This is a genomic window from Flagellimonas flava (genome assembly GCF_900129665.1).
Taxonomy (GTDB): Bacteria; Bacteroidota; Bacteroidia; order Flavobacteriales; family Flavobacteriaceae; genus Flagellimonas; species Flagellimonas flava.
Window position 1 is genome coordinate 1,232,088 of the sequence record NZ_FQWL01000001.1, and the last position, 26,449, is coordinate 1,258,536.

Annotated in this window: 24 protein-coding genes; 18 read left to right on the plus strand and 6 right to left on the minus strand. The window is 37.4% G+C overall.

The features are described 5' to 3' along the window. Window positions 1-52: 52 nt before the first annotated feature. Window positions 53-1,636 carry a hypothetical protein gene (locus BUC10_RS05675; protein WP_131819051.1) on the plus strand — a complete coding sequence of 528 codons (1,584 nt, stop codon included), beginning with the start codon at window positions 53-55 and terminating at the stop codon, window positions 1,634-1,636. Window positions 1,637-1,999: 363 nt separating this feature from the next. Here BUC10_RS05675 and BUC10_RS17820 read toward each other — a convergent pair whose 3' ends face one another. Then, window positions 2,000-2,239, minus strand: coding sequence for a hypothetical protein (locus BUC10_RS17820; RefSeq protein WP_165614858.1), 240 nt, complete (start codon window positions 2,237-2,239; stop codon window positions 2,000-2,002). On the opposite strand from BUC10_RS17820, the gene BUC10_RS05680 reads away from it, so the two are divergent. From BUC10_RS05680 to BUC10_RS05735, 12 genes are all read left to right on the plus strand, one after another. Next, window positions 2,127-3,182, plus strand: coding sequence for a methionyl-tRNA formyltransferase (locus tag BUC10_RS05680; RefSeq protein ID WP_073176969.1), 1,056 nt, complete (start codon window positions 2,127-2,129; stop codon window positions 3,180-3,182). The two genes, BUC10_RS17820 and BUC10_RS05680, sit on opposite strands and share 113 nt — an antisense overlap. Beyond that, a complete protein-coding gene (locus BUC10_RS05685; RefSeq protein ID WP_073176970.1) occupies window positions 3,182-3,862 on the plus strand; it encodes a PIG-L deacetylase family protein in 681 nt (226 codons plus the stop codon). Before BUC10_RS05680 ends, BUC10_RS05685 begins: the two co-directional genes overlap by 1 nt. Before the next feature lie 628 nt (window positions 3,863-4,490). After that, the gene (locus BUC10_RS05690; RefSeq protein ID WP_073176971.1) at window positions 4,491-5,789 is read left to right on the plus strand and encodes an oligosaccharide flippase family protein; all 1,299 of its coding nucleotides are present in this window, start codon (window positions 4,491-4,493) and stop codon (window positions 5,787-5,789) included. Window positions 5,790-5,791: 2 nt separating this feature from the next. Further along, window positions 5,792-6,967, plus strand: coding sequence for an O-antigen ligase family protein (locus BUC10_RS05695; RefSeq protein ID WP_073176972.1), 1,176 nt, complete (start codon window positions 5,792-5,794; stop codon window positions 6,965-6,967). 465 nt (window positions 6,968-7,432) lie between these two features. Continuing rightward, window positions 7,433-8,557 (plus strand): non-hydrolyzing UDP-N-acetylglucosamine 2-epimerase, encoded by a 1,125-nt coding sequence (wecB, locus tag BUC10_RS05700; protein ID WP_073176973.1) that lies wholly within the window; start codon window positions 7,433-7,435, stop codon window positions 8,555-8,557. After that, window positions 8,554-9,765: a UDP-N-acetyl-D-mannosamine dehydrogenase gene (wecC, locus tag BUC10_RS05705; RefSeq protein WP_073176974.1), complete on the plus strand. Its 1,212-nt coding sequence runs from the start codon at window positions 8,554-8,556 to the stop codon at window positions 9,763-9,765. The genes wecB (BUC10_RS05700) and wecC overlap by 4 nt, the downstream gene beginning before the upstream one ends. 12 nt (window positions 9,766-9,777) lie before the next feature. Beyond that, on the plus strand, window positions 9,778-10,845 hold the full coding sequence (locus BUC10_RS05710; protein ID WP_073176975.1) for a glycosyltransferase family protein: 1,068 nt from the start codon (window positions 9,778-9,780) through the stop codon (window positions 10,843-10,845). 26 nt (window positions 10,846-10,871) lie between these two features. Continuing rightward, on the plus strand, window positions 10,872-11,882 hold the full coding sequence (locus BUC10_RS05715) for a polysaccharide biosynthesis protein (protein WP_073176977.1): 1,011 nt from the start codon (window positions 10,872-10,874) through the stop codon (window positions 11,880-11,882). Further along, complete coding sequence (locus BUC10_RS05720) at window positions 11,875-12,309, plus strand: WxcM-like domain-containing protein (RefSeq protein ID WP_073176979.1); 435 nt, start codon at window positions 11,875-11,877, stop codon at window positions 12,307-12,309. Before BUC10_RS05715 ends, BUC10_RS05720 begins: the two co-directional genes overlap by 8 nt. Window positions 12,310-12,312: 3 nt before the next feature. Beyond that, window positions 12,313-13,470, plus strand: coding sequence for a polysaccharide biosynthesis C-terminal domain-containing protein (locus BUC10_RS05725; protein WP_073176981.1), 1,158 nt, complete (start codon window positions 12,313-12,315; stop codon window positions 13,468-13,470). An 11-nt stretch (window positions 13,471-13,481) separates the two neighbouring features. Continuing rightward, entirely contained in the window at window positions 13,482-14,618 is a 1,137-nt protein-coding gene (wecB, locus tag BUC10_RS05730) for a non-hydrolyzing UDP-N-acetylglucosamine 2-epimerase (RefSeq protein ID WP_073177222.1), read from the plus strand. A 68-nt stretch (window positions 14,619-14,686) separates the two neighbouring features. Beyond that, on the plus strand, window positions 14,687-15,889 hold the full coding sequence (locus BUC10_RS05735; RefSeq protein ID WP_073176983.1) for a glycosyltransferase family 4 protein: 1,203 nt from the start codon (window positions 14,687-14,689) through the stop codon (window positions 15,887-15,889). Between the two features lie 296 nt (window positions 15,890-16,185). On the opposite strand, the gene BUC10_RS05740 is transcribed toward BUC10_RS05735, so the two are convergent. Continuing rightward, window positions 16,186-16,833 (minus strand): sugar transferase, encoded by a 648-nt coding sequence (locus BUC10_RS05740; protein WP_073176985.1) that lies wholly within the window; start codon window positions 16,831-16,833, stop codon window positions 16,186-16,188. 459 nt (window positions 16,834-17,292) lie between these two features. Next, on the minus strand, window positions 17,293-18,144 hold the full coding sequence (locus BUC10_RS05745; RefSeq protein WP_073176986.1) for an aldo/keto reductase: 852 nt from the start codon (window positions 18,142-18,144) through the stop codon (window positions 17,293-17,295). Window positions 18,145-18,724: 580 nt separating this feature from the next. On the opposite strand from BUC10_RS05745, the gene BUC10_RS05750 reads away from it, so the two are divergent. Both BUC10_RS05750 and BUC10_RS05755 read left to right on the plus strand, forming a co-directional pair. Continuing rightward, entirely contained in the window at window positions 18,725-19,207 is a 483-nt protein-coding gene (locus BUC10_RS05750; protein ID WP_073176987.1) for a hypothetical protein, read from the plus strand. A 270-nt stretch (window positions 19,208-19,477) separates the two neighbouring features. After that, window positions 19,478-20,086 carry a sugar transferase gene (locus BUC10_RS05755; protein ID WP_073176988.1) on the plus strand — a complete coding sequence of 203 codons (609 nt, stop codon included), beginning with the start codon at window positions 19,478-19,480 and terminating at the stop codon, window positions 20,084-20,086. A gap of 108 nt (window positions 20,087-20,194) precedes the next feature. Here BUC10_RS05755 and BUC10_RS05760 read toward each other — a convergent pair whose 3' ends face one another. Genes BUC10_RS05760 through rfbF form a run of 3 tightly spaced genes read right to left on the minus strand, consistent with a single transcriptional unit; the run spans window position 20,195 to window position 22,955 of the window. After that, window positions 20,195-21,112 (minus strand): NAD-dependent epimerase/dehydratase family protein, encoded by a 918-nt coding sequence (locus BUC10_RS05760; RefSeq protein ID WP_073176989.1) that lies wholly within the window; start codon window positions 21,110-21,112, stop codon window positions 20,195-20,197. Continuing rightward, entirely contained in the window at window positions 21,100-22,188 is a 1,089-nt protein-coding gene (rfbG, locus tag BUC10_RS05765) for a CDP-glucose 4,6-dehydratase (protein WP_073176990.1), read from the minus strand. Before rfbG ends, BUC10_RS05760 begins: the two co-directional genes overlap by 13 nt. After that, on the minus strand, window positions 22,179-22,955 hold the full coding sequence (rfbF, locus tag BUC10_RS05770; protein WP_073176991.1) for a glucose-1-phosphate cytidylyltransferase: 777 nt from the start codon (window positions 22,953-22,955) through the stop codon (window positions 22,179-22,181). Before rfbF ends, rfbG begins: the two co-directional genes overlap by 10 nt. 653 nt (window positions 22,956-23,608) lie before the next feature. Between rfbF and BUC10_RS05775 the strand changes: the two genes are divergently transcribed. From BUC10_RS05775 to BUC10_RS05785, 3 genes are read left to right on the plus strand one after another with little or no spacing between them, the layout of a single operon-like run. Continuing rightward, the gene (locus tag BUC10_RS05775; protein ID WP_073176992.1) at window positions 23,609-24,355 is read left to right on the plus strand and encodes an SDR family NAD(P)-dependent oxidoreductase; all 747 of its coding nucleotides are present in this window, start codon (window positions 23,609-23,611) and stop codon (window positions 24,353-24,355) included. A 5-nt stretch (window positions 24,356-24,360) separates the two neighbouring features. Further along, window positions 24,361-25,179: an SMP-30/gluconolactonase/LRE family protein gene (locus BUC10_RS05780; protein ID WP_073176993.1), complete on the plus strand. Its 819-nt coding sequence runs from the start codon at window positions 24,361-24,363 to the stop codon at window positions 25,177-25,179. Window positions 25,180-25,183: 4 nt separating this feature from the next. Then, on the plus strand, window positions 25,184-26,443 hold the full coding sequence (locus BUC10_RS05785) for a glycosyltransferase family 2 protein (protein ID WP_073176994.1): 1,260 nt from the start codon (window positions 25,184-25,186) through the stop codon (window positions 26,441-26,443). The last annotated feature ends 6 nt before the right edge of the window (window positions 26,444-26,449 follow it).

Sequence of the window (26,449 nt, forward strand, 5' to 3'; positions counted from 1 at the left end):
TTTTAAAAAGCCTAAATATATCAGTTATTCAAATACTTAACCTAAATTCCCCATGAATTTAAATGCTTATTCCCCACACAAAGTGTTTCTATTATTATTTTATCTAAGTTTAAGCCTCTCCTGTTCTAAAGACTCCGATTTGTTTTCAGAATATGTTCTGGCCGATTCTTTGGATGAAATTGAGAACAGAAATAATGGAAATAATAGTAACGAAACCTCAAACGAAGATGAAACTCCCGTCGAAGATGAAACTCCCGCTCCAGAGAGTAAACTTCCAACAAGTGGCGAAAACATATATTACGTAACAGCCAATGGAAACAGCGGCAACAACGGTAAGACCGAAGCAAATTCCTGGGACATAAGGTATGCTTTTTCAACTGCAAGAGCTGGAGACATAATATATATAAAAGCTGGGAACTACGGTTCGATAAATCTTAGTATTTCTAATTCTGGTACATCGAGCGACCCTATTAGATTTGTTGGGTATAGAGCAAATCCAGGTGATATCGTTTCTGATAATGGCTCTACATTTAAGTATGGGACCGATTCATTCAATGTGGACGATTATCCTACTTTGATGGGTTCAAGAACCGGAGGTAATGTTTCAGGTACCGCTTTTAATATAACTGGGAATTTTGTCGAATTGCACAATATTCAGATAAAAGACAAGGAACGAGGAATATCAAGTTATGGCTCCAACAACAAATTAATAAATGTTGTTATCCACGATATGGGCAACCATAGTGGATATAGCGGGACCGGAGTGATTATGAATGGTTCGTATAGCGAATTAAGAAATTCATTCATACTAAACGGGGTACAGCTTTTTACGAACACACGTGGGGACAATCAAGTAATTGACCATAATTGGCTGGGCTGTGATCAAGATGTAAATAGTGAATACAGCACGGATTACTATTTGCTTTTAACAGGTAGTGGAGGTAACGGTGCAGACAATAATACCGTAAGCAACAACACGATTTACCGAGAACCTGGGCAATTTCATCAAGGACATGGTTTGATCATTAAAGGAAGTGGTCAATACAATAGTTTAATCAATAACAAACTCCAGAATTGTCCGATAGAGCTCTCTTTTGAAGAAGTTGCGTACAATACCGTACGAGGAGGAAGTGTTTCTGGAACAGGCGCAACAGGTGATGGTGGCAATGTAAAATATGCTTTCGTACTAATAGCAAATGGAGCACACCATAATAACGTGGATGGGATTACTTTTACCGGTGATTCCGGAATACGCTTTTCTGATTGGAACGATGGATGGACCCCAAGCCCAGATACAGACGCTGTGAGTGCAGGGCATGATAACACGATAACAAACTGCGTCTTTGATGGAACACTTTCGGCCATAGAATTTGCTTGGCATTGGTATGGACCTGGAAGTGCCGTAAATAACGTTTTTGAGAATTGTACCTTCAAAAACATTAAAAGTGAGATATTCAGGACGGAAAGGCCAAATAGTGGAACTGTTTTAAGAAACTGTTCTTTTGTTAACAATACTGGTATCTACAATCAAGATGCACAAAATACCTCCAGGGTAACTCCATCGGGGAAAAAATCTCTTAATGTTACCTATGAAAATTGCACTTGGACCAATAATTCATTTGCGCAACCTTATTGATATAATCTAAAATTTATATTAAGCATATTTGGGTATCAATACGGTTTATGTTTTTGTCAAATGGGATGTGTCAACGATTCCGTACCTTAGATCAGTATGGACAATCTTTGGTCTTTTAGCAATCAGGTGATGTCCTCAGACAAAATTCTCCGGTAACACTTGGTATTAATGTAATTAGATGTGCCCCATTTCATCTTATATTAGTTATGGGCCATTTGCCATTGTTCAAGGAGTCCTTTAGAACTGCTTCTCACCTTCAACCTTGTCTGGTCTTCAGCTACTGATGTTTTCCATGCACTAACAACTCATATGTCTTTCCCTCCTGCATTGAATGCCTGTTGAGTACCATTTGGGAACCAACATTTACACTAATTGGTGTACAGAGGACATCCTTCCCTTTTTATGTAAGTCCGAAGAGGTCATATTTCCAAGATTATTTAAGCTCTGAACTTTATGACTAACTTCCTTCTTGTCATTATCCCTTAATATAATGACCAAACTTACTGCTCTAATCTTTGGGGTATCTTCAAGTTTGCCTATTTTTGAGCCAAAAAAGAACAAAAAATATAAATTGGAAATAAGAAAACCTAAAATTTGCTGCATTGGTTCAAATTTAGAGTCATACGACTGCCTTAATTTTCTCTTACAAAATAACTGTGTTATTGATACCTTAATAACCTTACCCAGCGGTGAAAATAAAAATGTTTCCGATTATTATGATCTTCATGATTTGTGTTCCAGGAATAACATTCATGTAGTTGACACAACAAATGTTAATGATACTGAAACCATCAGCGAATTGAGAAAATTGAAATTGGATTACCTTTTCACTTTAGGCTGGAGTCAAATCTTTAAAGAAGATTTCATCAATTGTTTCTCCAAATTTGTCGTGGGTACCCATCCGTCAAAGTTGCCTTACGGAAGAGGGCGGGCACCACTGCCATGGACAATTATTGAAGATTTGAGGGTCTCGGCTTTGAGTTTTTTTAAAATCGATACGGGGGTAGATACGGGCAGCATCATCTTTCAGCGCGAGTTTGAAATTCCATCTCGTACTTATGTGAAAGATTTATACTCCACTGTTAGTAGAGAATTAGGTGAAGGGTTCTACGCCATTTATAAAAAGATTTTTAACAATGAAGAAATAACCTTCAAGGCGCAAATGGATGAAGGCGCTACCGTGAGAGGAAAGCGCACACCTACTGATGGATTGATAGAGTTTCACCGTAGTACAGAAGAAATTGACAGATTGGTCCGAGCTGTTAGTGAGCCCTATCCAGGGGCCTATTGCTATTATAAGGACAAAAAGATTGTTTTTTGGGAGGTGAATCCTGATTATGACCGGATATTTTCCGGCACTAGGGGTCAAATCCTAAAGAAAGTCGCCAATGGTATTCTTGTACAGTTTTCAGATGGTAATCTGTGGTTGAACAATCCTACCGATGAGCTTAACAATCCCGTAGAAATGAAGTTTTTTAAAATCGGTGATAAGCTTGGTTATAGTATCCAAGATGAAATCCATAAACTCAAAAATTTATTGAAATAATGTTGCAACTTTTTGAAAATATTCTTGTAATCGCAGCACATCCGGATGATGAGGTCTTAGGTGTTGGCGGCACAATTCCTAAACTGGTAAAAATGGGAAAAAAGGTAGATGTTTTGGTATTTACTGATGGAAGTAGCACACAATATTCCAATGACAATGCCATTTTAGAGAGTAAATTTGGTGAAGCCAAAAGGGCCAATGATATCCTGGGCACAACCTTACTTCCTCGAGAAGATTTTCCTGATATGCGATTGGATACCGTAGCCCATGCAGACAAGAATATTGCTTTGGGAAATATCATAAGCAAAGGCGGTTATGATACTGTTTTTGTGCAAGACAGAACAGATATTAACAAAGATCACAACGAATTGTTCGAAAGTACTTTGGTTTCATGCCGCCCCTATCCTGGGCAAAAGGTGAAACATCTACTTTCTTATTACGTAAATTCCTCCACAGAATGGGGCAACATGTTGAAAAAGAAGCCCTTTAATCCTAACATTTTTATAGACATTTCAGATACCATTGAAGACAAGCTCAATGCAATGGCCGAGTACAAGACAGAATTGCGGGATTACCCGCATCCACGAAGTCTGGATGGGATTCGAAATTCCGCTAAATATTTTGGCAATATGGTAGGGATGCAATATGCGGAACCTTTTCATTTGGTTTTTTCAAAGTAAGAAACTCTTAAACGAGTATGTTTCAACTATAAATCTCCCCAAAAAAGCTTTGGTAGTAATTTAAGTTCCTTCAAGTAGATGGGATATATATAAACCTATGTTTCACAGGTAAACAGATGATAGAAATAGCAGAATGTTAACCCTACGAAACAATTAAAATCTACCGAAATTCAGAATGTTTTGTAACGTTAAATGGACTAAGACTGTTACAAATATCCCGGGCGGGAAAGATTAGGGTTCAGGGGGGCGCTTCCTATAAATTGAAGAAGGAACATAATCATTTTGTGATTCCAGAATTCCACATGGTTGAACAACATCAGAAGAAAACATTGGGAATTGAAAAGCTTAAAACGAATTTGGGTTTGGAGAATTAGATTTTGTCAACGGTTTGCAAAAATATTCTAAAGTCGTCCCAAAAGCAAGATATGGATGGTCAATAAAATACGGGTGGAATACACCCCCCAATCAGGTGTTACTAAATTCTACTCAACAAAACAAAGGTGTTTTCTAATAAAGCAAAGGACTAGCACCATCGGTTCCTCTGTGCGCCCATAAAGGAGATGTTACGGTGTGCTTGACACCTAAACAGAAAGTAATAATTAACATGAAATAACGTTCTTTTTATCTGATGATAAATTTATATGACCTTAAACATCGCCTAAAGAATAGCAAATTAGCAAATGACTCTTTGTGGGCCATTTTCGGTAATGTCCTTGGTAAAGGGCTTTCTTTGCTAACAGCGATCTTGGTCGCAAGGATTTTAGGTAAAGAAGTTTATGGAGAATTGGGAATCGTAGGTGGAACCATTGGATCCATTTTAATTTTTTCCAATTTTGGAATTAACTTTACAGCTACGAAATATATTGCGGAAAACAATGCTTCCAGGTCAGAGCTGCTAGCGCAAATAGTTCGAACATGCCTTAGAATATCAACGGTCTTAAGCGGAATAGCTTCCATTTTGCTGTTTTTCATGTCAGAACATATAGCCATATATGTGCTTAAATCGCCAAGTCTGACACTTCCTCTTCGCCTACTTGCCATTAATGTATTGATTGGGTCTTTATGCAGGACCCAAGTAGGTATACTTGCTGGTCTAGGAAAGTTTAAGGATTTGGCAATAATAAACGCGTATGTAGGTATTGCAACATTTTTGTCAAGTGTAATCCTAACATATTTTTACAATTTAATAGGTGCCTTAATTGCGCTAATAGTAGTACAGATTTTAAATTTCTTTTTAAACAGATATTTCATCCGTAAGCATATAGATTCAAAATCTATAAGAACCGAGAAGAAAATATCTCTGAATGAAATTATAAAGTTCTCGGTTCCCGTGGCTTTGCAAGAAGCGTTTTACTCAATAATCACATATTCATTCGGCTTGTTGCTAGTACGGTTTTCTACTTACGGGGAAGTAGGACTTAACGCGGCCGCCGTTTACTGGAGTGCAATCATCCTATTTATTCCTGGGATTTTGAGGAACGTAATACTATCTCATTTATCCGCCAACTTGGACCATGATCAAAAACGCCATAGGATACTAAAAACTATACTCCTATTCAATTTTTGTGTTACTGCTATGCTATCATTAATTATCTATGCCTTATCAGATTTCATAGTATCAACTTATGGCGATGATTTTCTTGGTTTAAAGGACATTATCAATATTTCTGTGTTTACAACAATTTTTGTTAGCATGAGCAATGTTTATGCCCAAGCTTATATGTCAGAAAACAAGAACTGGATCATGTTAATGTTTAGAATATTGAGAGATGGTTCTATCTTGGTCATTTCCTATTTCTTAATTGTAAAAAACAATGGAGTCAATGGTGCATTATCTTTAGCAACTAGTTCACTTTGGGCCAATATTCTTTTCTTAATTTTGATGGGAGTCGTGTATGAATTCAAAATTAAAAGAACACGAGTTTGACAATGAAAAAGCTAGTTTTCTTTATTTCTTTCTTTATATATAGTGGTTATTACGCAGGTTTAGCTATTATCTTTTCATTAAAAATGGATGAGTTATCAAGATTTTATACCATCCCTTTAAGGATAATAGTAGTTCTCGTAATGTTATATATAATACGTAAGAATTGGAGAAATTTACTTGCGCATAAGCTTTCAATTTATATATTTCTCTTTGTTGTTTTTTGGATTTTTTACATTCTAAAAGTGCTTTACACTGAAAATGTTTCTTTTGGCAACCAATTAAACAACTCGTGGTTTGAGTATATCTTTTTTGCACTTACTTATGTGGTTGTTCCATTCATTGCCTTTTTATCGGTAGATTTTAAAGCTTATAAGAATGTAATTTTGGACGCCATGATATTCTCAGGTTTTGTAATGGGAATAGTCAGCACCTACATTTACGGAGCTTTACTAATTACGGGTGTTGGAAGACTTAGCATGCTTACTTACGAAACTGGTGAAAACGTGCTAAGTCCGCTAGCGCTGTCGTATGCCGGTGCTTTGACAATTGTTTTATGTATTCACCGATTGGTGGTTATCAAAGAAACAAGCAAGTATCAAAAACTATATCTATACGCCACTATTGTTTTCGCTTTTGTAATGTTTCTATTGGGCTCTTCCAGAGGTTCTGTAATTGCCTTAATGCTAACTTTGCCCTTGTTTATTTTGTATAGTCCGCTCAAACAAAAGATATCTTTAATAGTATTGACAATTATTTCAACCCCAATTGTAATATGGGCCATTGAAGCAAGTGGAAGTAACATATTTGAAAGAATTGGCAATACAAAGGAAGATCAAGGAAGTGGTAGGCAAGATTTATGGATTAACGCATTCGATCATTTTGTGGAATACCCTCTAATAGGAGGTAGGATTGAGCTTGACTATATCTATCCCCATAATTTAATTCTTGAAATATTAATGTCCACCGGAATCATTGGCTTTTTTTTAATCATACCGGTAATTTTTAAGGGTTTTAAACTTAGTTTTTTTCATACCAAAAATGACAGACAAAATTTGTTCGTCCTATTAATAATTATACAAGGGTTCATACAACACTTTTTTTCAGCAGGTATATACACTTCTACCATACTATTTGTCCCTATAGCATTAGTGTTTAGTCTCGCAAATAATAATGATTGATAATCATCTTGTTAAATCCTTACCATATTTAGAATATGAAGACTCATAAAGTTGAAGTTTAAATGTTCCTGAAAACAAGAAAAGTTTCCCCTCAAACTATGGGCGTTTTCACTTTTAAAAAATAATAACCGCTGTAAATCTCAGTACTTTTGACAGATAAACCAAAAATGTTGGTATTATAGCTAATTTGCATTTTTTTTTTTTGTGATTAATCTAGTTTTGTCCATCTAACAAATGAACAACCATAAGTTTAGATTTATAGTCGCGGATAAAGTTCCCTGTTTGTCTGGGTTTTTATTCATGATTCGTAAAGTAACCTTCATTTTAAGTTACCGATGGATTTGGAAAACTATCAAAATTCGTTAACGAGAAAGACAGTTTCTTGACATATAAATGCTCTTTTAAACTAATAAATAAAAAAATAACATTGTATATGACAATGATTCAAACAAACGCCCTTATTAAATGAAAAAGAAAAACCTCATAATATTTGGTACCAGACCTGAAGCCATAAAAATGGCCCCCTTGGTCAAAGCCTTTAAAAAGACGGATACATTTGATACAAGGGTTTGCGTTACCGCGCAACATCGTGAAATGTTAGATCAGGTTCTTGATTTTTTTGAAATCACACCAGACTACGATCTAGATTTAATGAAACCTGGTCAAAATCTATATGGTCTAACAGCAACTATAATTACAAACCTTCAACCAATTTTAGAAGAATTTCAACCGGACTTTGTTTATGTTCACGGTGATACAACTACGACAATGAGTGCTAGCATTGCCGCTTTTTATTCCGGCGCAAAAATTTGTCATGTTGAAGCTGGTCTTAGAACATTTAATAAGCATTCTCCGTTCCCAGAAGAAATCAACAGAACAGTCACCGGACATGTTGCTGATTACCATTTTGCCCCTACTCAAACTTCCTTTGATAATCTGAAGAACGAAGGGATTAAAGAAAATAATATTTCAATTACTGGAAACACAGTGATTGATGCACTTCTAGAAAGTGTCCCAAGGGCCGACCTAATAGAAGATAAAGAAGTTGACTATCTCAAAAAAGAACTGGATTTTTCTAAAAGAATAATTTTAGTTACTGGTCATCGGCGTGAAAATCATGGACAGGGTTTTATCAATATTTGTGAAGCACTGAAACAAATATCAATATCAGAGGAGGATGTCCAAATTGTTTACCCAGTCCACCTGAACCCTAAAGTTCAGAAACCTGTATATGAGATCTTAGGTAGTCAAGAAAACATAAAATTAATTGCACCTCTTGCCTATCCCGCATTTGTTTGGTTAATGAACAAAGCGGAATTGGTAATCACGGATAGTGGAGGAGTTCAAGAAGAGGCACCCAGCTTGGGCAAGCCTGTTTTGGTTATGAGAGATACTACGGAAAGGCCAGAGGCTGTTGAGGCTGGAACCGTGATTTTGGTTGGAACGGATCCCGAAAAAATAGTTCACGAGGCCATAGATCTTTTAAACAATTCCGAACGATACAAGTTAATGAGCAAACTTCATAATCCTTACGGAGATGGAAAAGCTTGTGAAAGAATCGTAACATACATAGAAAATTTATCAAAATGAATCAACCAGAAGTGGTAATGATGGGACTTGGCTATATAGGCCTTCCCACGGCAGCTTTGATTGCCCAAGGCGGAACGCAAGTTCATGGAGTCGACATCAATCAAAGTGTCGTAGATACAATTAACAAAGGAAAAATACACATTGTAGAGCCTGACTTAGGAGAATCTGTGGCCCGAGCAGTGGAAAACGGAATGTTGAAGGCGGCCACTAAGCCAGTGGAGGCAAATGTCTATCTAATAGTTGTGCCAACTCCGTTTAAGGATAAAAACGAACCAGACATCTCCTTTGTGAAATCCGCCACAAAAGCGATAATGCCTTTTCTAAAAAAAGGAGACATGTACATCATTGAATCTACCTCACCTGTGGGTACCACAGAAAAAATGATGCATTATATCTATGAAGAACGCCCTGATTTGAATGGTAGTTTACATATTGCGTATTGCCCGGAAAGGGTTTTGCCTGGGAACGTAATGCATGAATTGGTACACAACGATCGTGTGATAGGGGGCATTGATGATGTTTCCACGGAAAAAGCTGTTAACTTTTATTCGCAATATGTTAAGGGGGAATTGCACAAGACCAATGCCAGAACAGCAGAAATGTGCAAGTTGGTGGAAAACTCTTCCAGAGATGTCCAAATTGCCTTTGCCAATGAGCTCTCGTTAATTTGTGACAAGGCCAATATTAATGTCTGGGAGTTAATATCACTGGCCAATAGGCACCCTAGGGTAAATATTCTGCAACCTGGTTCTGGTGTGGGAGGACATTGCATTGCAGTTGACCCATATTTTATTGTATCGGACTATCCCATGGAATCTAAGATTATTGGCACAGCTAGAGAGGTCAACAACTATAAATCATTCTGGTGTGCCGAAAAGGTTCAAAATGCAAAATTGCAATTTGAACTGGAGCACGGCCGTAAGCCCAAAATAGCACTTATGGGATTGGCATTTAAGCCCAATATTGATGATCTTCGGGAATCTCCCGCCAAGTATATCGCCCAAAAGGTACTTCAGAACGCCAATAATGAAGAATATTACATTGTAGAGCCCAATATTAAGGAACACAATGTTTTTAAGCTGACCGCTTACCAAGAAGCCTACAAAGAGGCAGATATCGTGGTTTTTTTAGTGGCCCACAAAGAATTTTCTACGCTAAAGGCTAATGCGCAAAAAATCATTTTGGATTTTTGCGGAGTCTTCAAATAGTAATTTCTATCCATGCCAAAGAAAAAAAACCAAATCATAGTTTTAGCACAATCCTTGGAGCAACCAAGAATAGTGAAAAGAATCATTGAAAAATCCTCGGAATTTGATTCGGTGAAAGTGTATGGTTTTACTAGAAAGATACACGCTGTTCACAATTACAGTGTTCTACAGGATTATGACAATATTGACATAACCATAGTAGGTTCAATGGCAAATAGTAAATATGCAAGCCGTGCTTTTATGTATCTCAAGCTAATCCGCCTGCTATACAAGAACCATGGATTTGGTCAAAAACGAATTTATGCCTTTGGTTTGGATTTAAGAGGAATTGCAGGTGTGATTCCCAATGCCAAAATAGAATATGAAATAAGCGATATCATGTGGCTTTACAAAACTGGAGCCCAACGGAAAATCTTAAGTGCAAATGATATTTTTTTGGCCAAACGCTCCAACAAAGTCATTTTCACCTCCAAGGGCTTTTACAATTCCTATTATGCTAAACATGTTAAACCGGATAAGGTGCTTATTAAAGAAAATAAGTTTAAATCTTATGATAAAGTAACATCTATAGAGCAAATTAAAAGCGATAAAATTCGTATTGCTTACATAGGTGCTTTTAGATACTCCAAAATAATTGAGTATTTATTGAAGACTGTTGCCAATAATGCGGAATTACAACTTAATTTCTATGGTGATGGAAATCAGCATATTGTTGAAACCATAAAAAGCAATGCCGCCAGTTCTGAAAACATTACATACAATGGTGCATTTAAGAATCCAGATGATCTCGAACGAATCTATGAAGAAAACAATTTAAACTTCGTGGTTTATGATAATACCCTTGACAATGAAAAAGTAGCCATGCCCAATAAATTCTATGAGTCTGGTTTTTTTAATGTTCCCATTGCATGTGCAACAAACACCTATGTAGGTGAACGTGTATTGGAACAGAATATGGGATGGATCGTAGATGCAAAATATGATGCAATATCAACATTCCTAAATTCATTGACGTTAAGTGAAATATTAGATCGCCATGAGAGAATAAAACTGCTAGATAAGTCGTTATTTCACTGCTAAGCCTATAAAATAAAACAACCTCTATTATGTTTGATGGTAAAACATTATTGATTACAGGTGGTACGGGATCCTTCGGAAATGCCGTGCTCAACCGCTTTTTAAAGACCAATATTAAGGAAATAAGAATTTTTAGCCGTGATGAAAAAAAGCAGGACGACATGCGCACACGGTTAAAGAACAAGAAAGTGAAATTTTACATTGGAGATGTCCGCAATTACGAAAGTATAGAAAAAGCTATGCGCGGAGTTGACTATGTATTTCATGCTGCAGCTTTAAAACAAGTACCTTCTTGTGAGTTTTTCCCTCTTGAAGCGGCAAAAACCAACGTTTTTGGCACTCAAAACACCATAGATGCGGCGGTGGCCAATAGGGTAAAACGGATTATCTGTCTCAGTACGGATAAAGCTGCCTATCCTATTAACGCCATGGGAATTAGCAAGGCATTAATGGAAAAAGTCGCAGTTGCAGCGTCCAGAAATATTTCGGAGGATGAAACTATAGTGTGCCTTACTAGATATGGCAACGTAATGGCTTCCAGAGGTTCAGTTATACCATTATTTGTAAAACAAATTACAGAGAGCGCCCCGTTGACAGTTACGGATCCGAAGATGACTCGCTTTCTGATGTCATTGGAAGATGCTGTCGATTTGGTACTCTTTGCCTTTCAGCATGGTAATCAGGGGGATCTTTTTGTAAACAAAGCGCCAGCTAGCACAATTGGTGACCTGGCAGAGGCAATTAAAGATATCTTCAACGCCGATAATGAAATAAAGGTCATTGGAACCAGACATGGTGAAAAACTGTATGAGACACTTTGCACCCGAGAAGAAATGCAAAAAGCTCAGGATATGGGTGAATTTTACAGGATTCCAGCGGATAATAGGGACTTAAACTACAATCGGTATTTTTCAGAAGGTGAAACAGACATGAGCGAGATTGAAGACTACCATTCCCATAATACAGATCAATTGACAAATGATGAACTTAAGCAAACTTTACTGAACTTAGATTTTATAAAAGAATCTTTGAATGGCTGAAATTCAGAGAATTAATGGCGAATATTTTAAGGACCACCGCGGAAGCTTACTTTTTTTCAACCAGCTAGATATGCGTGAAATTGTGCGATTTTACGAAATTTTCCCTTCAGATCCCAAACTGATTCGAGGATGGCAGGGGCATCGCACAGAAAAAAAATGGTTCTATTGCACAAAGGGCAGCTTTATCATCAATACGGTTTTAATAGATAATTTTGATAAACCTTCCAAAAGCTTGGTGACCTCCAAGTATATCCTCAATGATACCTTTCCCGAGGTGCTTCTTGTTCCCCAAGGACATGCAACTGCTATTAGGGCTATGGAGAAAAATGCCAGACTTCAGGTTTATTCAAATTTTACCTTAGAAGAATCAAAAAACGATGACTATAGGTTTGATTTGGAAGAATGGCCCGCTGATTGGAAAACATAAACTATGGAAAAACAGAAATTAAAGATAGGAATTACCGGTCAAGCTGGTTTCGTAGGATATCACCTTTACACCACGCTTTCACTTGATGAGCAAATCGAACTCATCAATTTTGAGCGCTCATATTTTGATGATAGTGAAAAATTGGAAGACTTCGTGACCTCATGCGATACCATAGTTCATTTGGCAGCTATGAATCGTCATGACGATCCAAATGTGATATATCAGACGAACATAGGGCTTGTAAAAAAAATCATTGCCGCATGCGAATCACAAAAGGTCACTCCGCACATTATTTTTTCCTCATCTTCCCAAGAACTTAAAGACAATCTTTACGGTAAGTCAAAAAAAGAGGGTAAAGAACTATTTATGGAGTGGAGCAAAAGTAATGGTGGACGGTTTACGTCCTTAACCATACCTAATGTTTTTGGGCCCTTTGGAAAGCCAAACTACAATTCAGTGGTTGCCACATTCTGTCATAAAGTATCTCGGGACGAGGAAACTAAGATTATCAATGATGGTGAGGTTGGGCTAATCTATATTAACGAATTAGTTGAAATTTTTGTTCATACTATTTTTAATGGTATCAACGAAGATAAAAGCAATAAAATCAGCACTGAAGTATTTATCCCTCCCAATCACCACGTAAAGGTCTCAGAGCTTTTGCGTCTGCTTAAAAAGTACCGCGAAGATTATATGGAAGATGGTGTTTTTCCTAATCTTGAAAATCAATTTGAAAAAGCCTTATTCAATACCTTTAGATGTTACGTACCAAGCTCGCACTACCCTGTTAAGTATACTAAACATGTGGATCCAAGAGGAAGTTTTGTGGAAATTGCCAGAACCCAAACCAGTGGACAATTCTCTTTCTCCACTACCGTTCCAGGTATTACCAGAGGTAATCATTTCCATACTCGGAAGGCGGAACGATTTGCGGTCATCCAAGGAAAAGCCCGTATACAGCTGCGTAAAATAGGTTCGGATGAAATCATCAATTATACACTGGATGGGAACGAACCTTCATATGTTGATATGCCTATTTGGTATACCCATAATATTACCAATATTGGGGACAATGAGTTGATCACATTATTTTGGATCAATGAACCCTATAATCCCGAAGATGCTGACACCTATTTTCAAGATGTTGAACCACTAACCTGATAAACCATATGTTGAAGAAACTAAAAGTATTGACAGTTGTGGGTACGCGCCCTGAGATCATTCGATTGGCCTGCGTCCTAAAAGCATTGGATGCAAATCCAGCCATTGCACATACCTTGGTTCATACTGGTCAGAACTATGACTATGAGCTAAATGAGATTTTCTTTGAAGATATGGGCATACGCCGACCCGACCACTTTTTGAATGCCGCTGGAAAAAATGCTTCCGAAACTGTGGGTCAGATACTTATTAAAATTGACCCACTGTTAGAGCAAATTCAACCAGACGCTTTTTTGGTACTGGGAGATACCAATTCCTGTCTTTGTGCTATTCCTGCAAAAAAACGTAAAATTCCTGTTTTCCATATGGAAGCCGGTAACCGTTGCTTTGACCAGAGAGTTCCTGAAGAAACCAATAGGAAGATTGTTGACCATGTCGCCGATATTAATCTGACTTACAGTGACATTGCTCGCGAATATTTATTAAGGGAGGGGTTACCACCCGATAGGATTATCAAAACAGGAAGCCCCATGTTTGAGGTATTGGGACAGTTCAAGGCCAAAATAGAGGCTTCAACGGTATTAAAAGACCTTAATTTAGAAAAACAAAAATATTTTGTGGTTTCCTCCCATCGAGAAGAGAACATCAACAATCCGAAAAATTTTGAGGGTCTGATGGATTCTCTAAATCAAATTGCCGAAAAATATGAGTATCCAGTAATCGTATCCACACATCCACGGACTCGGAATATGCTGAATTCAAAAAAAGTCAAAGCACACAAAAACATTCAGTTTTTAAAACCTTTGGGCTTTTCAGACTATAATGCCCTGCAATATCACTCCTTCGCTGTTCTTTCTGATAGCGGCACTATTTCAGAAGAGTCATCTATTCTCAACTTTAGGGCTTTAAATATAAGAGAGGCCCATGAACGACCTGAAGCCATGGAAGAGGCTTCGGTAATGATGGTTGGACTAAGTCCCGAAAGAATTTTACAGGCCCTTGAGGCTCTAGATTTGCAAAAAAGAAACCCGGAGAGAAACTTTAGGGAAGTTGGAGACTATTCCATGCCGAATGTAAGTGAAAAAGTGGTACGGATCATAATCTCATATGTGGATTACGTGAACAGGGTAGTTTGGTCTAAGCATTAATTTCCAGAAAAGTAGTTTTTATCGACACCCAACAACCAAGAATCTTTGAAAACAACAAAAATAAACATATGAAGGTAGTCTTTTTGGCATTGGGTTTCCCGCATAAAAAAGAACCTGGAAACTTTTATATGACCTTGATGGACAGGTTCCATAGCGAGGGACATGAGGTTACAATAATTGCCCCTGCCCACAAAGGAACCGTTCCTGGTCTTCAACAAGAGAACAATTTCAGGGTACTTCGTGTAAAGACGTTACCGCAGTTTGGAGTAAACTTTGTCAAGAAGGGACTAGCAAACTTGTTGCTGCCATACCAATACAAAAAAGCGTTAAGGGCATTGGAGGAGGATTCCAATTTTGACCTTATCTTTATGCCTACCCCTCCCATTACTCTATACAATCTGGCCTATTGGCTCAAAAAGAAGTCCAACGGTAAAATATACCTTATTCTTCGCGATATTTTTCCTCAAAATGCAGTGGATTTAGGCATTATGAAAAAAAATGGTCCTTTTTATCATTTTTTCCGTAACCAAGAACGAAAACTATATAAGATTTCTGATGCTATAGGCTGTATGTCACCTGGAAACATGGAGTATGTAAAGAAACATAATCCCGAAGTCGACACTTCAAAATTACATCTTCTCCCCAACTGGTCGGATATGTTGCCCTTGGAAATGAACAAGCAAGAAATATTCAATATTGTTCAACGAGAGGCCATTAAAGATAAATTTGTAATCATTTTTGGTGGAAACATTGGCAGGCCTCAAAAAATGGAGAATATTATTGAACTCGCTATCGCCTGCGAGGACATGGACGATGTTCTTTTTTTAATTTACGGTTATGGAGCCGAATACAAAAACTTAAAGGCGTACACTAAACAGCGTGGTGCAAAAAACGTCCAATTTGGTAAAGAACTTCCTTATAACGAATTTATTAAGGTTCTTAGTCTTTGTCAGGTTGGTTTAATCTCTTTAAGCGAGGATTTTACCATTCCCAATATACCTTCAAAATCATTATCCTATTATAATGCCAAGATACCCATTCTGGCCTCCATTGATTTAAATACGGACTTTGGAAATATTCTTGAAGAGAATCGTACGGGTGTTTGGGCAAAAGCTGGAGATGTTAATGCCCTTAAAGAACAATTGTTGGTGCTTTATAATGATCCAGATCTAAGAAAGGAAATGGGGGAAAATGGTTATGAGTATATGAAAAGTGAACTATCAACCGATCAGGCCTTTAGAACTGTTTTGAATCAGATAAAACATTACTGACCTGGAGTGTTTAATTTTAAGGGATTTGCAAAATTTAAGTGATAGGGGCAACTGGATAAATATGGCACTACAAAAGCTTTTAGTCCTTAAAATATTCCTCGCAGGACCTCTTTGAAACTCCAAGAATAATATTCCCGAGGAAAAGCAATCGCTTCGGCTATCAACTCCAGTATTTTTTGTGTCGGAGGAACACCATCTTGTGTTTTTGCTTGTCTAAAAAAGTATGGTGAGGTACGGTTTAAACAGCTATTTAAAGCTGAACTTTCCGATGGTTTCGTTCCAGTTTGAACTAACTTTTAGGAAGCATTGGCACGTTCCCATTGTTTTTTACGGTAAACATCAAAAATGTCCAAGAATTCATCTTGATCAATTGCAACTTCTGATTTTGATATTATTTTCAGTACCGTCTTATATAGGATTTTTACATCTAGTGCTAGACTGGAGTTCTCAACATAATCGACATCCAATGAAAACCGCTCTTCCCATACTAGACTATTACGGCCAGCTACTTGCGCTGCGCCAGTGATACCAGGCCTAACCATGTGTCTTTTTCGTTCTATTTCATTGTAGTATGGGAGATATTGAACGGCAAGCGGCCTAGGGCCTACTAAACTCATATCCCCTTTGATGACATTCAGCAACTGAGGAATCTCATCCAAGGAATACTTCCGAATAAACCTGCCGGCCTTTGTTGTGCGAACTCTGTTTGAGAGTAAATTACCATTGGCATCCTTTTTATTGTTCATGGATTTGAACTTGATGATCTTAAAAATCTTTTCATCCTTTCCCGGCCGTTCTTGAAAGAAAAATGGAGATCCCTTAAAATCAATCCAAAGAACTATAGTTAGGATAATAAATACTGGAGACAGTGCTATAACTCCTAACAAAGAAGCACTGAAGTCAAAAAAGCGTTTGAAATAGGTATGGTATAAATTGTTGGACATCAAGTAATAGATTTAACAATAAGTTAGCCTTGATCCTTTATACAAAAAAAAAGAAATAATTTCTTCAGTACCAGTTTAGACGATAAGATGCCTATTTATAAGATATATCACAACCTTTAAGTCATTTCACAATTTTTGAAAATACATCTGCAATGGACAAATGATATAAAAAGAACAGCTTATGGTTTAAGAGTATGTCTTGATTCATGGAGAAACAGCTATCCCATTGATTTTCCTGGTGTATAATCCTTAAAAGTCTATAAGCCAAGATTGTGGTTATTTGGATTTTAAATGCGGAACGGTTAAATCGACGGTTAGTTTTCTTAAAAAGTCTAAGAAATTCCGTTTTAAAACCTAAAATCGATGTGATTCTTCCATGAGCTAATTTTGGCAGAACACGATGATATAAAGTCTGGCAGCTGTCTTGGCGTTGGGAAATGACGAAATTCTAAACTTTTCCTATAGAACAACTGACCACTCAAAGTTATCAGGGTCAGGCCCATAACGATGGTTCCGATCCATGGCATCAAGGAAGTCCATATCTGATGCAGACAGTTCAAAATCAAATATATCGGCATTCGAAATAATACGTTCTCTTTTTGCCGATTTGGGAATTGTGATTACCCCTTTCTGCAGATCATACCTTAGCACTATTTGGGCAATGCTCTTATGGTATTTGTCAGCCAATTGTTGAAATTCCGGCAGCTCAAAGACTTTTCCTTGCATTAAAGGTGACCAAGCCTCATATTGGATTTGGTGCTGCTGGCAAAAATCAATCAAGTCTTGTTGAACCAGATAGGGATGAAATTCCATCTGGTTTACCATTGGGTTGATCTCAGCACTCTCCATCAGGTCCTCTAGTTGATGCTTTAGGAAATTGCTTACACCTATGGCCCGTACTTTTTTCTGTTTGTACAGCTCCTCCAGCGCCCGCCAAGTATCCCTGTATTCCCCAGGCACCGGCCAATGCACTAAATAAAGGTCCAAATAATCCAGTTGAAGTTGTTCTAGGCTTCTATCAAAAGCTCTTAAGGTCCGATCATAGCCATGATCACTATTCCATACCTTATTCACCACAAAAATATCCTCTCTCGGTACGCTACTGGTCTTGATACCTTGACCAACACCACTTTCGTTTCGATATATTGCTGCCGTATCTATATGGCGATATCCGGTTTCTAGGGCCCACCGCACAGCATTGGCAACTTCTTGTCCATTCTTGGAAAGGTACACTCCTAGACCCAAATAAGGCATTTCTACTCCATTAATCAAGGTAAAGGTGCCAGATAAATTTGAAATATGATTCTTCATCCCAATTTTCTTAAAATTTATAACCAAACTCGTTAGGGCTTAGTTTGTCGGTGTTCGATGAAGACCATAATTCGCATGCCTAGGTCCGTAGGTTTCGATAAAATTCACCGATTTGGTTAAATAACAAATTTTTAAGCAGCGAATCTAATGCTTTTTTATCAAATCGTAATGTAGGATATCCTAATAATAAAAGGGATGTAAAACAAATTTTCCTATTCGGTTACGTAGTCAAACTCGCGACCTAGTTCAGTTTTAACGGTATACTACTAGTTGCAGTCTACTTTATACCATCAATTGTACATACTTTGAATCCAGGAGCGTTAGACTTTTCATAATGTATTTGTAAAGGTATGTTCTAGCAGCAGTTCTCAAAAATCGGTTTTTCTGTAAAAATCATGTAAATCATTATAAAAAGGGAAATTAGCCACCCATCCAATAAAGCGGCAATATGTCGAATATGAACTTTAGTAACTAAAATCTTAAAATTAATATCTTTAATTTAGGCTACTGAATTCCTCTGACCTCAGAGAAATAGTATCCACTGGTCTTAACAAAACGATAACCCAAATAACAAGTTTAAATGAAAAAGGAATATTTGAAAAGAGTACAATCTGTAGATACTTTAATAAAGTCATTTTATGATTGTCTTGGTGGTGAACCAGGCGAACCAAGAGATTGGGATTTTTTTAGATTCCTATTTCATCCTCAAGCGAATAAGATTGGATATGAAAAAGATATAAATGGCAACATAAGACCTCAATTCATTTCGCCTAATGAATATGTGGAAAGAACGGGGTACTGGTTGGACTCGAAGCGTGAAACAGCTTTTTATGAAAGAGAAATCGGCAGAGTTCAGGAGATTTATGGGAATATGGCTCACGTGCTAAGTGTCTGCGAGGCTTTTCCAAGCAAGGAAGATATGGCAAATAACAAACCATATAAGCAAGATGTAAAAAGTATCCAATTGGCCTATTACAGGGACAGATGGTGGATTATTAACATGTTTTGGCATGGTGTTTCTCCAGAGTTTCCCATTCCGGAGCATTATTTGGGATCCAACTAACTTCTCTACGGTGATTCGATTTCATCTTTTTCAATATACTAGGGAACAAACTAACTTAGATTAATCTGTTAAATCTCCTTTGACATGCAATTGGCTCCGTATAATTTATGATATGCTCAACTTAAGACTGGAGATAATTTACCTAGCTTTTTGTTTTTTCATAGGATTGTATGCTCACCTTTTAGTGGGGGGCAAAACTAATCTTCAAGACTTTTAGAACCTAAACCTTGAAGGTTTTATAAAAAATGTTGCCAAAATGATGAACTGATTATGTATAGGACGTTTTTCAAAAGATTTTTGGACTTTTCAATATCGCTAGTGGCGTTGATCTTATTTTCCCCATTGATTATTACATTGATCATTCTGTTGATGTGGTCGAATAAGGGTCAACCATTCTTCTTCCAAAAAAGACCTGGAAAGAACACAAAAATATTTACCATCATAAAGTTCAAAACCATGAAAGACCCCAAAAAAAATGAAAGTGAGCTAATTAATCAAGAACAACGTATTACAAAAGTTGGTGCAATTATCAGAAAGACCTCATTAGATGAACTATTACAATTGGTCAATGTTTTGAAAGGCGATATGTCGCTTATAGGTCCAAGACCCCTATTAATTGAATATCTTCCGTTATATAATGAAGAACAGGCAAGAAGACACTTGGTCAAGCCAGGTATTACCGGATGGGCACAGGTAAATGGCCGTACAGCCATATCATGGCAAGAAAAATTTGAGCATGATGTATGGTATGTTGACCATTTAAGTTTCAAGAACGATGTAAGAATCTTGTTGAAAACCGTTCAAAAATTATTCAATCGAGAGGCCATGTCCTCTATTGAACAAGCTTCGTTTGCACTTTGGGATGGAAATAACCAATAAGGTAGATTGGAAAATAAAAATCCTCATTCTGCCTATTCAAACAAAACCAAGTTCGTTCATCAAGGTATAAGGAAAGTACAAATTACTGATCCAAAGCCACTTTTATGCCTACTTTTCCTCAAAATATTTCCAAATCGAATCCTTTTGGCTCCAGCCTAAATTAGTTTTGATTTTGGAGTTATCACCCACCATATTCCAGACTTCATTGCTCCTGTAGGGTATGGCACCAAATTGAATATTTGATTTACTCTCCAATTTAATCTTAGCTTTCTCGGCCAATTCACGAATTGAAATACCCTGGCCTGAACAGACATTATAGAGTTGGTTGGCTTTTTCTGTAACACCTGCTAGTAATAGGGCTTCGATGACATCACTCAAATAAAGATAATCTCTAACCTGTTCTCCCAAAGTCATGGGAAAATCTTCATTGCGGCTTAGTTTTTCCTTGAGTTGAGAAGGAAAAAAATTTGTTGGCATATTGGCCCCTAAGAAATTAAACATACGAAGTATCGTATACTTTTTTTCTTTTATTTCTGAAAAGGTTTTTAGCGCAACCTCCGCACAATACTTTGACATTGAATATGGGGAAGCTGGGGTAAAATCATCCGTTTCCTTAAAGGGGGGAATCATGCTTTTACCACCATAAACCTCGCTGGTGCTAGTATAAACAAAATTATCATAGGATATGTCCTCTAAAGCTGTCAACAGGTTTACTGTCCCCGTAAAATTTACATCCATTAGCTGCTTTACATTGGAAAAATCCCTAGAACGATTCAAATTTGCAGCCAGATGATATATCAATGTGGGTTTAATCTTTTCAATCAAATCTGAAAGGGAGGAAGCATCCAAGAGGTTTGCTTGATGGAAAGTAATATTTGGACTATTTTCCTGCGTGTTTTGTAAATCAATGGAATGTACTTCTTTACAACCGAGTCGTATCAATTCGGAAATAAGGTTTCTCCCCAAATACCCGGCTCCGCCGGTCACCAAGACCCTAGCTTCCTTAAGGGCTATCACAGGGTCCACACCTTATTTTTTGTTACTGCATCCCTTACATACTGAGTAATATCTTCTTCGGTGTTGACTACCCCACTCTCATAAAAGTCCTTATACCACATGATGGTTTTCCGAATTGTTTCTGACCTATCCCAAACCGGTGTCCACTTCAGTAATTTATTGGATTTGGAACAATCCAACATCAAGAGGTTTGCTTCATGGTGATTATTTTTATCTGAGCTTACGGTATACTCGATTTTCGACCAAACCGACCTAGCTTCATCTGCAATCTCCCTGACTGATAGATTACTGGAAAGATCGGGGCCAAAATTCCAACCTTCCGCAAATTCTTTTTCTCCACGAAGTAATTTCCATCCTAACATGAGATAACCGGATATGGGATCCAGAACATGTTGCCATGGCCTTGTTGCCAAAGGGTTCCGAATCTCGGTTGTGCCCTCAATGGCAGCTGCTTTGACAAGGTCAGGAATCAATCTATCTTGGGACCAGTCTCCTCCACCAATAACATTACCAGCCCTTCCACTGGCCAATAAGGTTTTCCCTTTTCCATCAAAAAAGGATTTTCGATAAGATTGTGTTAAAAGTTCTGCACAGCCCTTTGATGAACTATAGGGATCATGTCCGCCCATTGCGTCATTTTCCCTGTATCCCCAAATCCATTCCCTATTTTCGTAACACTTGTCACTAGTAACATTAACAATCGCTTTGACCGATGCTGTCTGCCTGGATATTTCAAATATATTGAGCGTACCAATCACATTGGTTTGGTAGGTCTCTATAGGGTTGTCATAAGAATATTTCACTAGAGCCTGGGCAGCCAGATGGAAAACAATTTCCGGTTGAAATTCCTCGAAGACCGACTTTAAAGAATCATAGTTCAAAATATTGTCTTCAACGAACTCATAATCGGTCTGCAGTAATTCTTTATGGTTTTTAGTGGTGACAGGAGCTAGGGCATATCCCTTTACCTCTGCGCCCATTTGGGTAAGCCATGCCACCAACCAAGATCCCTTGAAACCACTATCTCCGGTTACTAAACACTTTCTGCCTTTGTAGGCACCGCTAAATAGTTCACTTATTTCCATATTTTCCAGTCAGCTTTCCCTTCTTGCCACATTTCGTTAAGCGTTTTATTGTCCCGAAGTGTGTCCATTGGTTTCCAAAATCCATAATGTTTATAGGAAAATAACTCTCCTTCTTTGGCCATATTTTCTAGTGGACTCCTTTCAAATATTGTTGAATCTCCGTCATTTAAATAGTCAAAAACCTTAGGCTCACAGACAAAAAAACCTCCATTGATCCATGACCCGTCACCCTTAGGCTTTTCTTGGAAGGAGGCAATCTGTTCGTCCCCGACAAATTTTAGGGAGCCAAACCTACCTTCCGGTTGTACTGCGGTCATGGTAAGCGCTTTTCCATGTTTCTCATGACTTTGAACCAATTCGTCTATATTAACATTGGCTACACCATCCCCATAAGTCAGCATAAATCTATTGTCACCTATAAGTTCCTGTATCCTCTTGATTCTTCCACCGGTCATGGTATGCAGTCCGGTATCAACAAGGGTTACCTTCCATGGCTCTGCCTCATTGTTTATTATCTCCAACTTGTTATTCTGAATATCAATACTTACATCGCATTGATGTAGGAAATAATTTGAAAAGTATTCTTTTATTACATATCCCTTATACCCCAATAAAACAACAAAATCATTGTATCCATAGGTGGAATAAATTTTCATAATATGCCACAGGATAGGTTTATTTCCAATGGGCACCATTGGTTTAGGTATATTTTGGGTCTCTTCACTGAGTCTTGTTCCAAAACCTCCGGCCAACAAAACAACTTTCATAATATCTTTGAGTTTAATACAAAGATAAACGCATTAATTAACATAATATGCGGGTTGAGAATTGAAAAATGCTCAGGAGATTTTTTTTCTTAGTAGAAGCCTATCAACTAAGTACTCTATAAGTATTTGAATGTTAGTTGATTAACTTATTTCAAAATATTCTTCAATAAGAAAAAAGAGAAGCATTAAGAGTGAAAATTTATTGATATGTTTACGAAAATGAAAAGAATCCATAATGTCGGTTCCAATCCTTCCAAAGTGCCTATGAATGTGCCCGTGTGGACCAAACCATCGACAAAGACCTTTTAACTATTTCTTGGTAATGGGCAATGTCATTAACATTTATTGAAGAGCATAAAATTCTCTTATTCCAAAACCTCGTTTGGAGATAAATATACTGGCAGATTGTTATTAAATTATTTCGATTAACGACAAAAACTTTACTTAGACCTAAAATTCAATTATCCTGTAACTTTTCTGTTTATATTGCTCGAATAAACATATAAAATCCCAAGTACATTCTAAGAAATAAATATACCCGAATGGCGTTGCTAGATAATCAGTATAGAGCCTGTTCGAATTATCAATAAAATAAATGGCCATTCAATGCTAAATACTTTAACTGAAATATCAATGCAAAAAAGTAGTTTTCCATGTATACCGTTATGATACTTGGCGGGGCGAAGGGAGTCGGGCTGGAAGTTTTAAAAGCTTGTCACCGAAAAGGGTACCAAGTTGCATTTTGTGGCCGAAATAGTGAGCTGGGTGATAAAATAATCAATGACTTAAAGGGAGAAAAAAACCTTTATTTCCACAATTTGGATTTAAGCAACATAGCTGGTCTTGAGAATTACTACTTAGAAACCATTAAAAGGTTCAAAAAAATTAATGCGCTAATACTATATGCCGGTATTACTCCAGTCGCTTCTCTCCTGGACACCTCTGAGGAAGTGTTTGATAATGTATTTAACATTAACCTTAAAGCCCCTTATTTTTTAATGCAGCATGTGCTAAGTCATATGAAAGAAAACCAATCCGGATCTATTGTTTTTATTGGTTCTCCCCACATGGATTATGGACACGAGGATAGGGCCGCATATGCCCTTACAAAAGCGAGTCTTTATACACTTTCCACCCATATAGCCCACCATTACTCAAAATTCAAGATACGATCTAATTATGTGGTCATGGGATGGACCAATACAGAGGGCGAACTTAATTTAAGGGCAAGCGAAGGAACAGATGAAGGAGAATTAATGGATATTGCTTCCAAAGTTATTCCAATGGGCCGTATGCTAAGCCCTACGGACCCGGTCGCTGCCATTATGTACCTCATTTCCGAGGACTCCGCCATGACAACTGGATCGACAATCCGAATTACGGGAGGACACTATATTTAGGAAACATGGATTGGAAGCTCATATTTCACAACAACTCAGAACTTCTAGAGGGCCCCGTGTACGATACTATACACAATTTCCTCTATTTTGTATCTATTCTTGATGGAATGGCCTATTGCATGGACCTTAACACCAAAGAAATTGTAAGCATAAAACTGAATTCACCAGTTGGGTGTATTTTTGTATCGGGCAAAAAAACAGTATTGGCTGCCTCTAAAAATGGATTTTATCAGATTGATTTCAACACGGGAAAAAACAACTTTGCCTTCCAATTGGACATACCAGACACCGTACGGTACAACGATGGTACACTAGATCCATTGGGGAGGTATCTCATAGGTACCATGGGCTATCCTCAGGTAAAGGACCGTATTGGAAAGGTGTATTCTTACCATAGGGGAAATTATAATGTCCTTATTGAGGGTACCACCATCTCCAACGGATTGGCCTTTTCAAAAGATGGCAACACCCTTTACTTCATCGACACACCAACCAAAAAAGTAGCCAAATACAAGTACGACATCAAGAGCGGAAGTGCCACATTTGATTCTAACGTAATTGAGTTCAATGGAGATGGAATGCCTGACGGTATGTGTATGGATGAAGAAGGAATGTTGTGGATTGCGGAATGGGGTGGAGGTCAAGTATCAAAATGGGATCCAAAAAATGGAAAAATAATCAATCAAATAGAATTACCCTGTAGAAATGTCAGTTCTTGCTGTTTGGACAACTTGGGCAATCTTTTTGTAACTACAGCAAAATCGGATAGCCCGCAAGATATTCTTGGGGGAGGCCTGTTTTATGTTAATTTGGTCAAAAATTAAGCGAATGAAAGAAGTTGAGATTAGTGTAATAGTCCCTATTCACAATATAGAACCTTATTTACCCAAGTGTATCGATAGCTTATTGGTTCAATCCTTTACTAATTTTGAGTTAATCTTGGTAGACAATGGCAGTCCTGATAATTGCCCTGAGATTTGCGACAGATATGCTTCTACCGATGATAGAATTAAAGTAATACATAAAGTAAATGAAGGTCTTCTAAGTGCTAGAAAAGCTGGATTAGAAAAGGCACAAGGTAAGTATATAGCTTATGTCGATGGTGATGACTGGGTAGATATTTTCTATTTGGACACCTTGTATAAAATGGCAAAGGCCAACGATTCGGATATGGTGGTAACGGGTCATTTTAGGGAGTTTGACGGAAAAATAGAGACCATCAAACCTTTATTTACGGGTAATTTTGATCAATCCGATATTGAATCTTCAATCTTACCCAATGCCATTTATAATGGTAGGTTTTGTGAACACAACATCTCCACCTACGTATGGAACAAACTCTTTAAAAGGGAGCTACTTATTACATATGTTCTGGATATTCCAAACGATATTATAATGGGTGAGGATGCGGCCATTACTTATACCTACCTTACACTAAGCAAGCGTATTACCATTTGTGACATTCCCATTTACTACTATAGACAAAGACCAGATTCCATTGTTAAATCCATTGAAGATCCAGAGATGGAATACAGGCGCTTAAGTCTTCTTTTGGTCTTTTTGAGAGAACGACTTAGTCCTTATTTAAGTGAAGAAAACCTGAAGTCCCAACTCACTTATTATCTCTATTCACTTATACTGGTGCGATCCGGAGGATTGATAGCAAATAACTCCAACAATACGGTTTTCAATCCGTTTTTGGGTACAGAAAAAAAATCAAGGATTGTGGTATACAGTTCTGGTTCTTTTGGACAGCACATTTTGAGCACAAACGCCAGATTGAAATTTTTTCAAATAGTCCGATGGATAGATATCGACTTTCATAGTATGACAATCGATGGTAATTCTGTGCAACCTATCGGCGCAATAGATAATAACGAATTTGATTTTTTGATCATTGGTACAACTAACCCTACCTATTACGAGCAAATAAAATCAAATTTGGAACTTGTTGGTATAAACGCAAATAAAATTGTTCAAATAGGTCACGATGAAACCGAAGTTCTAAAACTACTTGACAATTTAGGCTTTAACAGCGATTTTTCACGGAACTTAAACGTTTCCTCAAAGAGGACCGAAATTATTTAAATACAA

What these genes read in the sequence shown, in the direction of transcription:
- BUC10_RS05675 (WP_131819051.1), top strand. Translation starts at nt 53, where the DNA reads ATGAATTTAAATGCTTATTCCCCACACAAAGTGTTTCTATTATTATTT.
- BUC10_RS05680 (WP_073176969.1), top strand. Translation starts at nt 2,127, where the DNA reads ATGACCAAACTTACTGCTCTAATCTTTGGGGTATCTTCAAGTTTGCCT.
- BUC10_RS17820 (WP_165614858.1), bottom strand. Translation starts at nt 2,239, where the DNA reads ATGCAGCAAATTTTAGGTTTTCTTATTTCCAATTTATATTTTTTGTTC.
- BUC10_RS05685 (WP_073176970.1), top strand. Translation starts at nt 3,182, where the DNA reads ATGTTGCAACTTTTTGAAAATATTCTTGTAATCGCAGCACATCCGGAT.
- BUC10_RS05690 (WP_073176971.1), top strand. Translation starts at nt 4,491, where the DNA reads ATGATAAATTTATATGACCTTAAACATCGCCTAAAGAATAGCAAATTA.
- BUC10_RS05695 (WP_073176972.1), top strand. Translation starts at nt 5,792, where the DNA reads ATGAAAAAGCTAGTTTTCTTTATTTCTTTCTTTATATATAGTGGTTAT.
- wecB (WP_073176973.1), top strand. Translation starts at nt 7,433, where the DNA reads ATGAAAAAGAAAAACCTCATAATATTTGGTACCAGACCTGAAGCCATA.
- wecC (WP_073176974.1), top strand. Translation starts at nt 8,554, where the DNA reads ATGAATCAACCAGAAGTGGTAATGATGGGACTTGGCTATATAGGCCTT.
- BUC10_RS05710 (WP_073176975.1), top strand. Translation starts at nt 9,778, where the DNA reads ATGCCAAAGAAAAAAAACCAAATCATAGTTTTAGCACAATCCTTGGAG.
- BUC10_RS05715 (WP_073176977.1), top strand. Translation starts at nt 10,872, where the DNA reads ATGTTTGATGGTAAAACATTATTGATTACAGGTGGTACGGGATCCTTC.
- BUC10_RS05720 (WP_073176979.1), top strand. Translation starts at nt 11,875, where the DNA reads ATGGCTGAAATTCAGAGAATTAATGGCGAATATTTTAAGGACCACCGC.
- BUC10_RS05725 (WP_073176981.1), top strand. Translation starts at nt 12,313, where the DNA reads ATGGAAAAACAGAAATTAAAGATAGGAATTACCGGTCAAGCTGGTTTC.
- BUC10_RS05735 (WP_073176983.1), top strand. Translation starts at nt 14,687, where the DNA reads ATGAAGGTAGTCTTTTTGGCATTGGGTTTCCCGCATAAAAAAGAACCT.
- BUC10_RS05740 (WP_073176985.1), bottom strand. Translation starts at nt 16,833, where the DNA reads ATGTCCAACAATTTATACCATACCTATTTCAAACGCTTTTTTGACTTC.
- BUC10_RS05745 (WP_073176986.1), bottom strand. Translation starts at nt 18,144, where the DNA reads ATGAAGAATCATATTTCAAATTTATCTGGCACCTTTACCTTGATTAAT.
- BUC10_RS05750 (WP_073176987.1), top strand. Translation starts at nt 18,725, where the DNA reads ATGAAAAAGGAATATTTGAAAAGAGTACAATCTGTAGATACTTTAATA.
- BUC10_RS05755 (WP_073176988.1), top strand. Translation starts at nt 19,478, where the DNA reads ATGTATAGGACGTTTTTCAAAAGATTTTTGGACTTTTCAATATCGCTA.
- rfbG (WP_073176990.1), bottom strand. Translation starts at nt 22,188, where the DNA reads ATGGAAATAAGTGAACTATTTAGCGGTGCCTACAAAGGCAGAAAGTGT.
- rfbF (WP_073176991.1), bottom strand. Translation starts at nt 22,955, where the DNA reads ATGAAAGTTGTTTTGTTGGCCGGAGGTTTTGGAACAAGACTCAGTGAA.
- BUC10_RS05775 (WP_073176992.1), top strand. Translation starts at nt 23,609, where the DNA reads ATGTATACCGTTATGATACTTGGCGGGGCGAAGGGAGTCGGGCTGGAA.
- BUC10_RS05780 (WP_073176993.1), top strand. Translation starts at nt 24,361, where the DNA reads ATGGATTGGAAGCTCATATTTCACAACAACTCAGAACTTCTAGAGGGC.
- BUC10_RS05785 (WP_073176994.1), top strand. Translation starts at nt 25,184, where the DNA reads ATGAAAGAAGTTGAGATTAGTGTAATAGTCCCTATTCACAATATAGAA.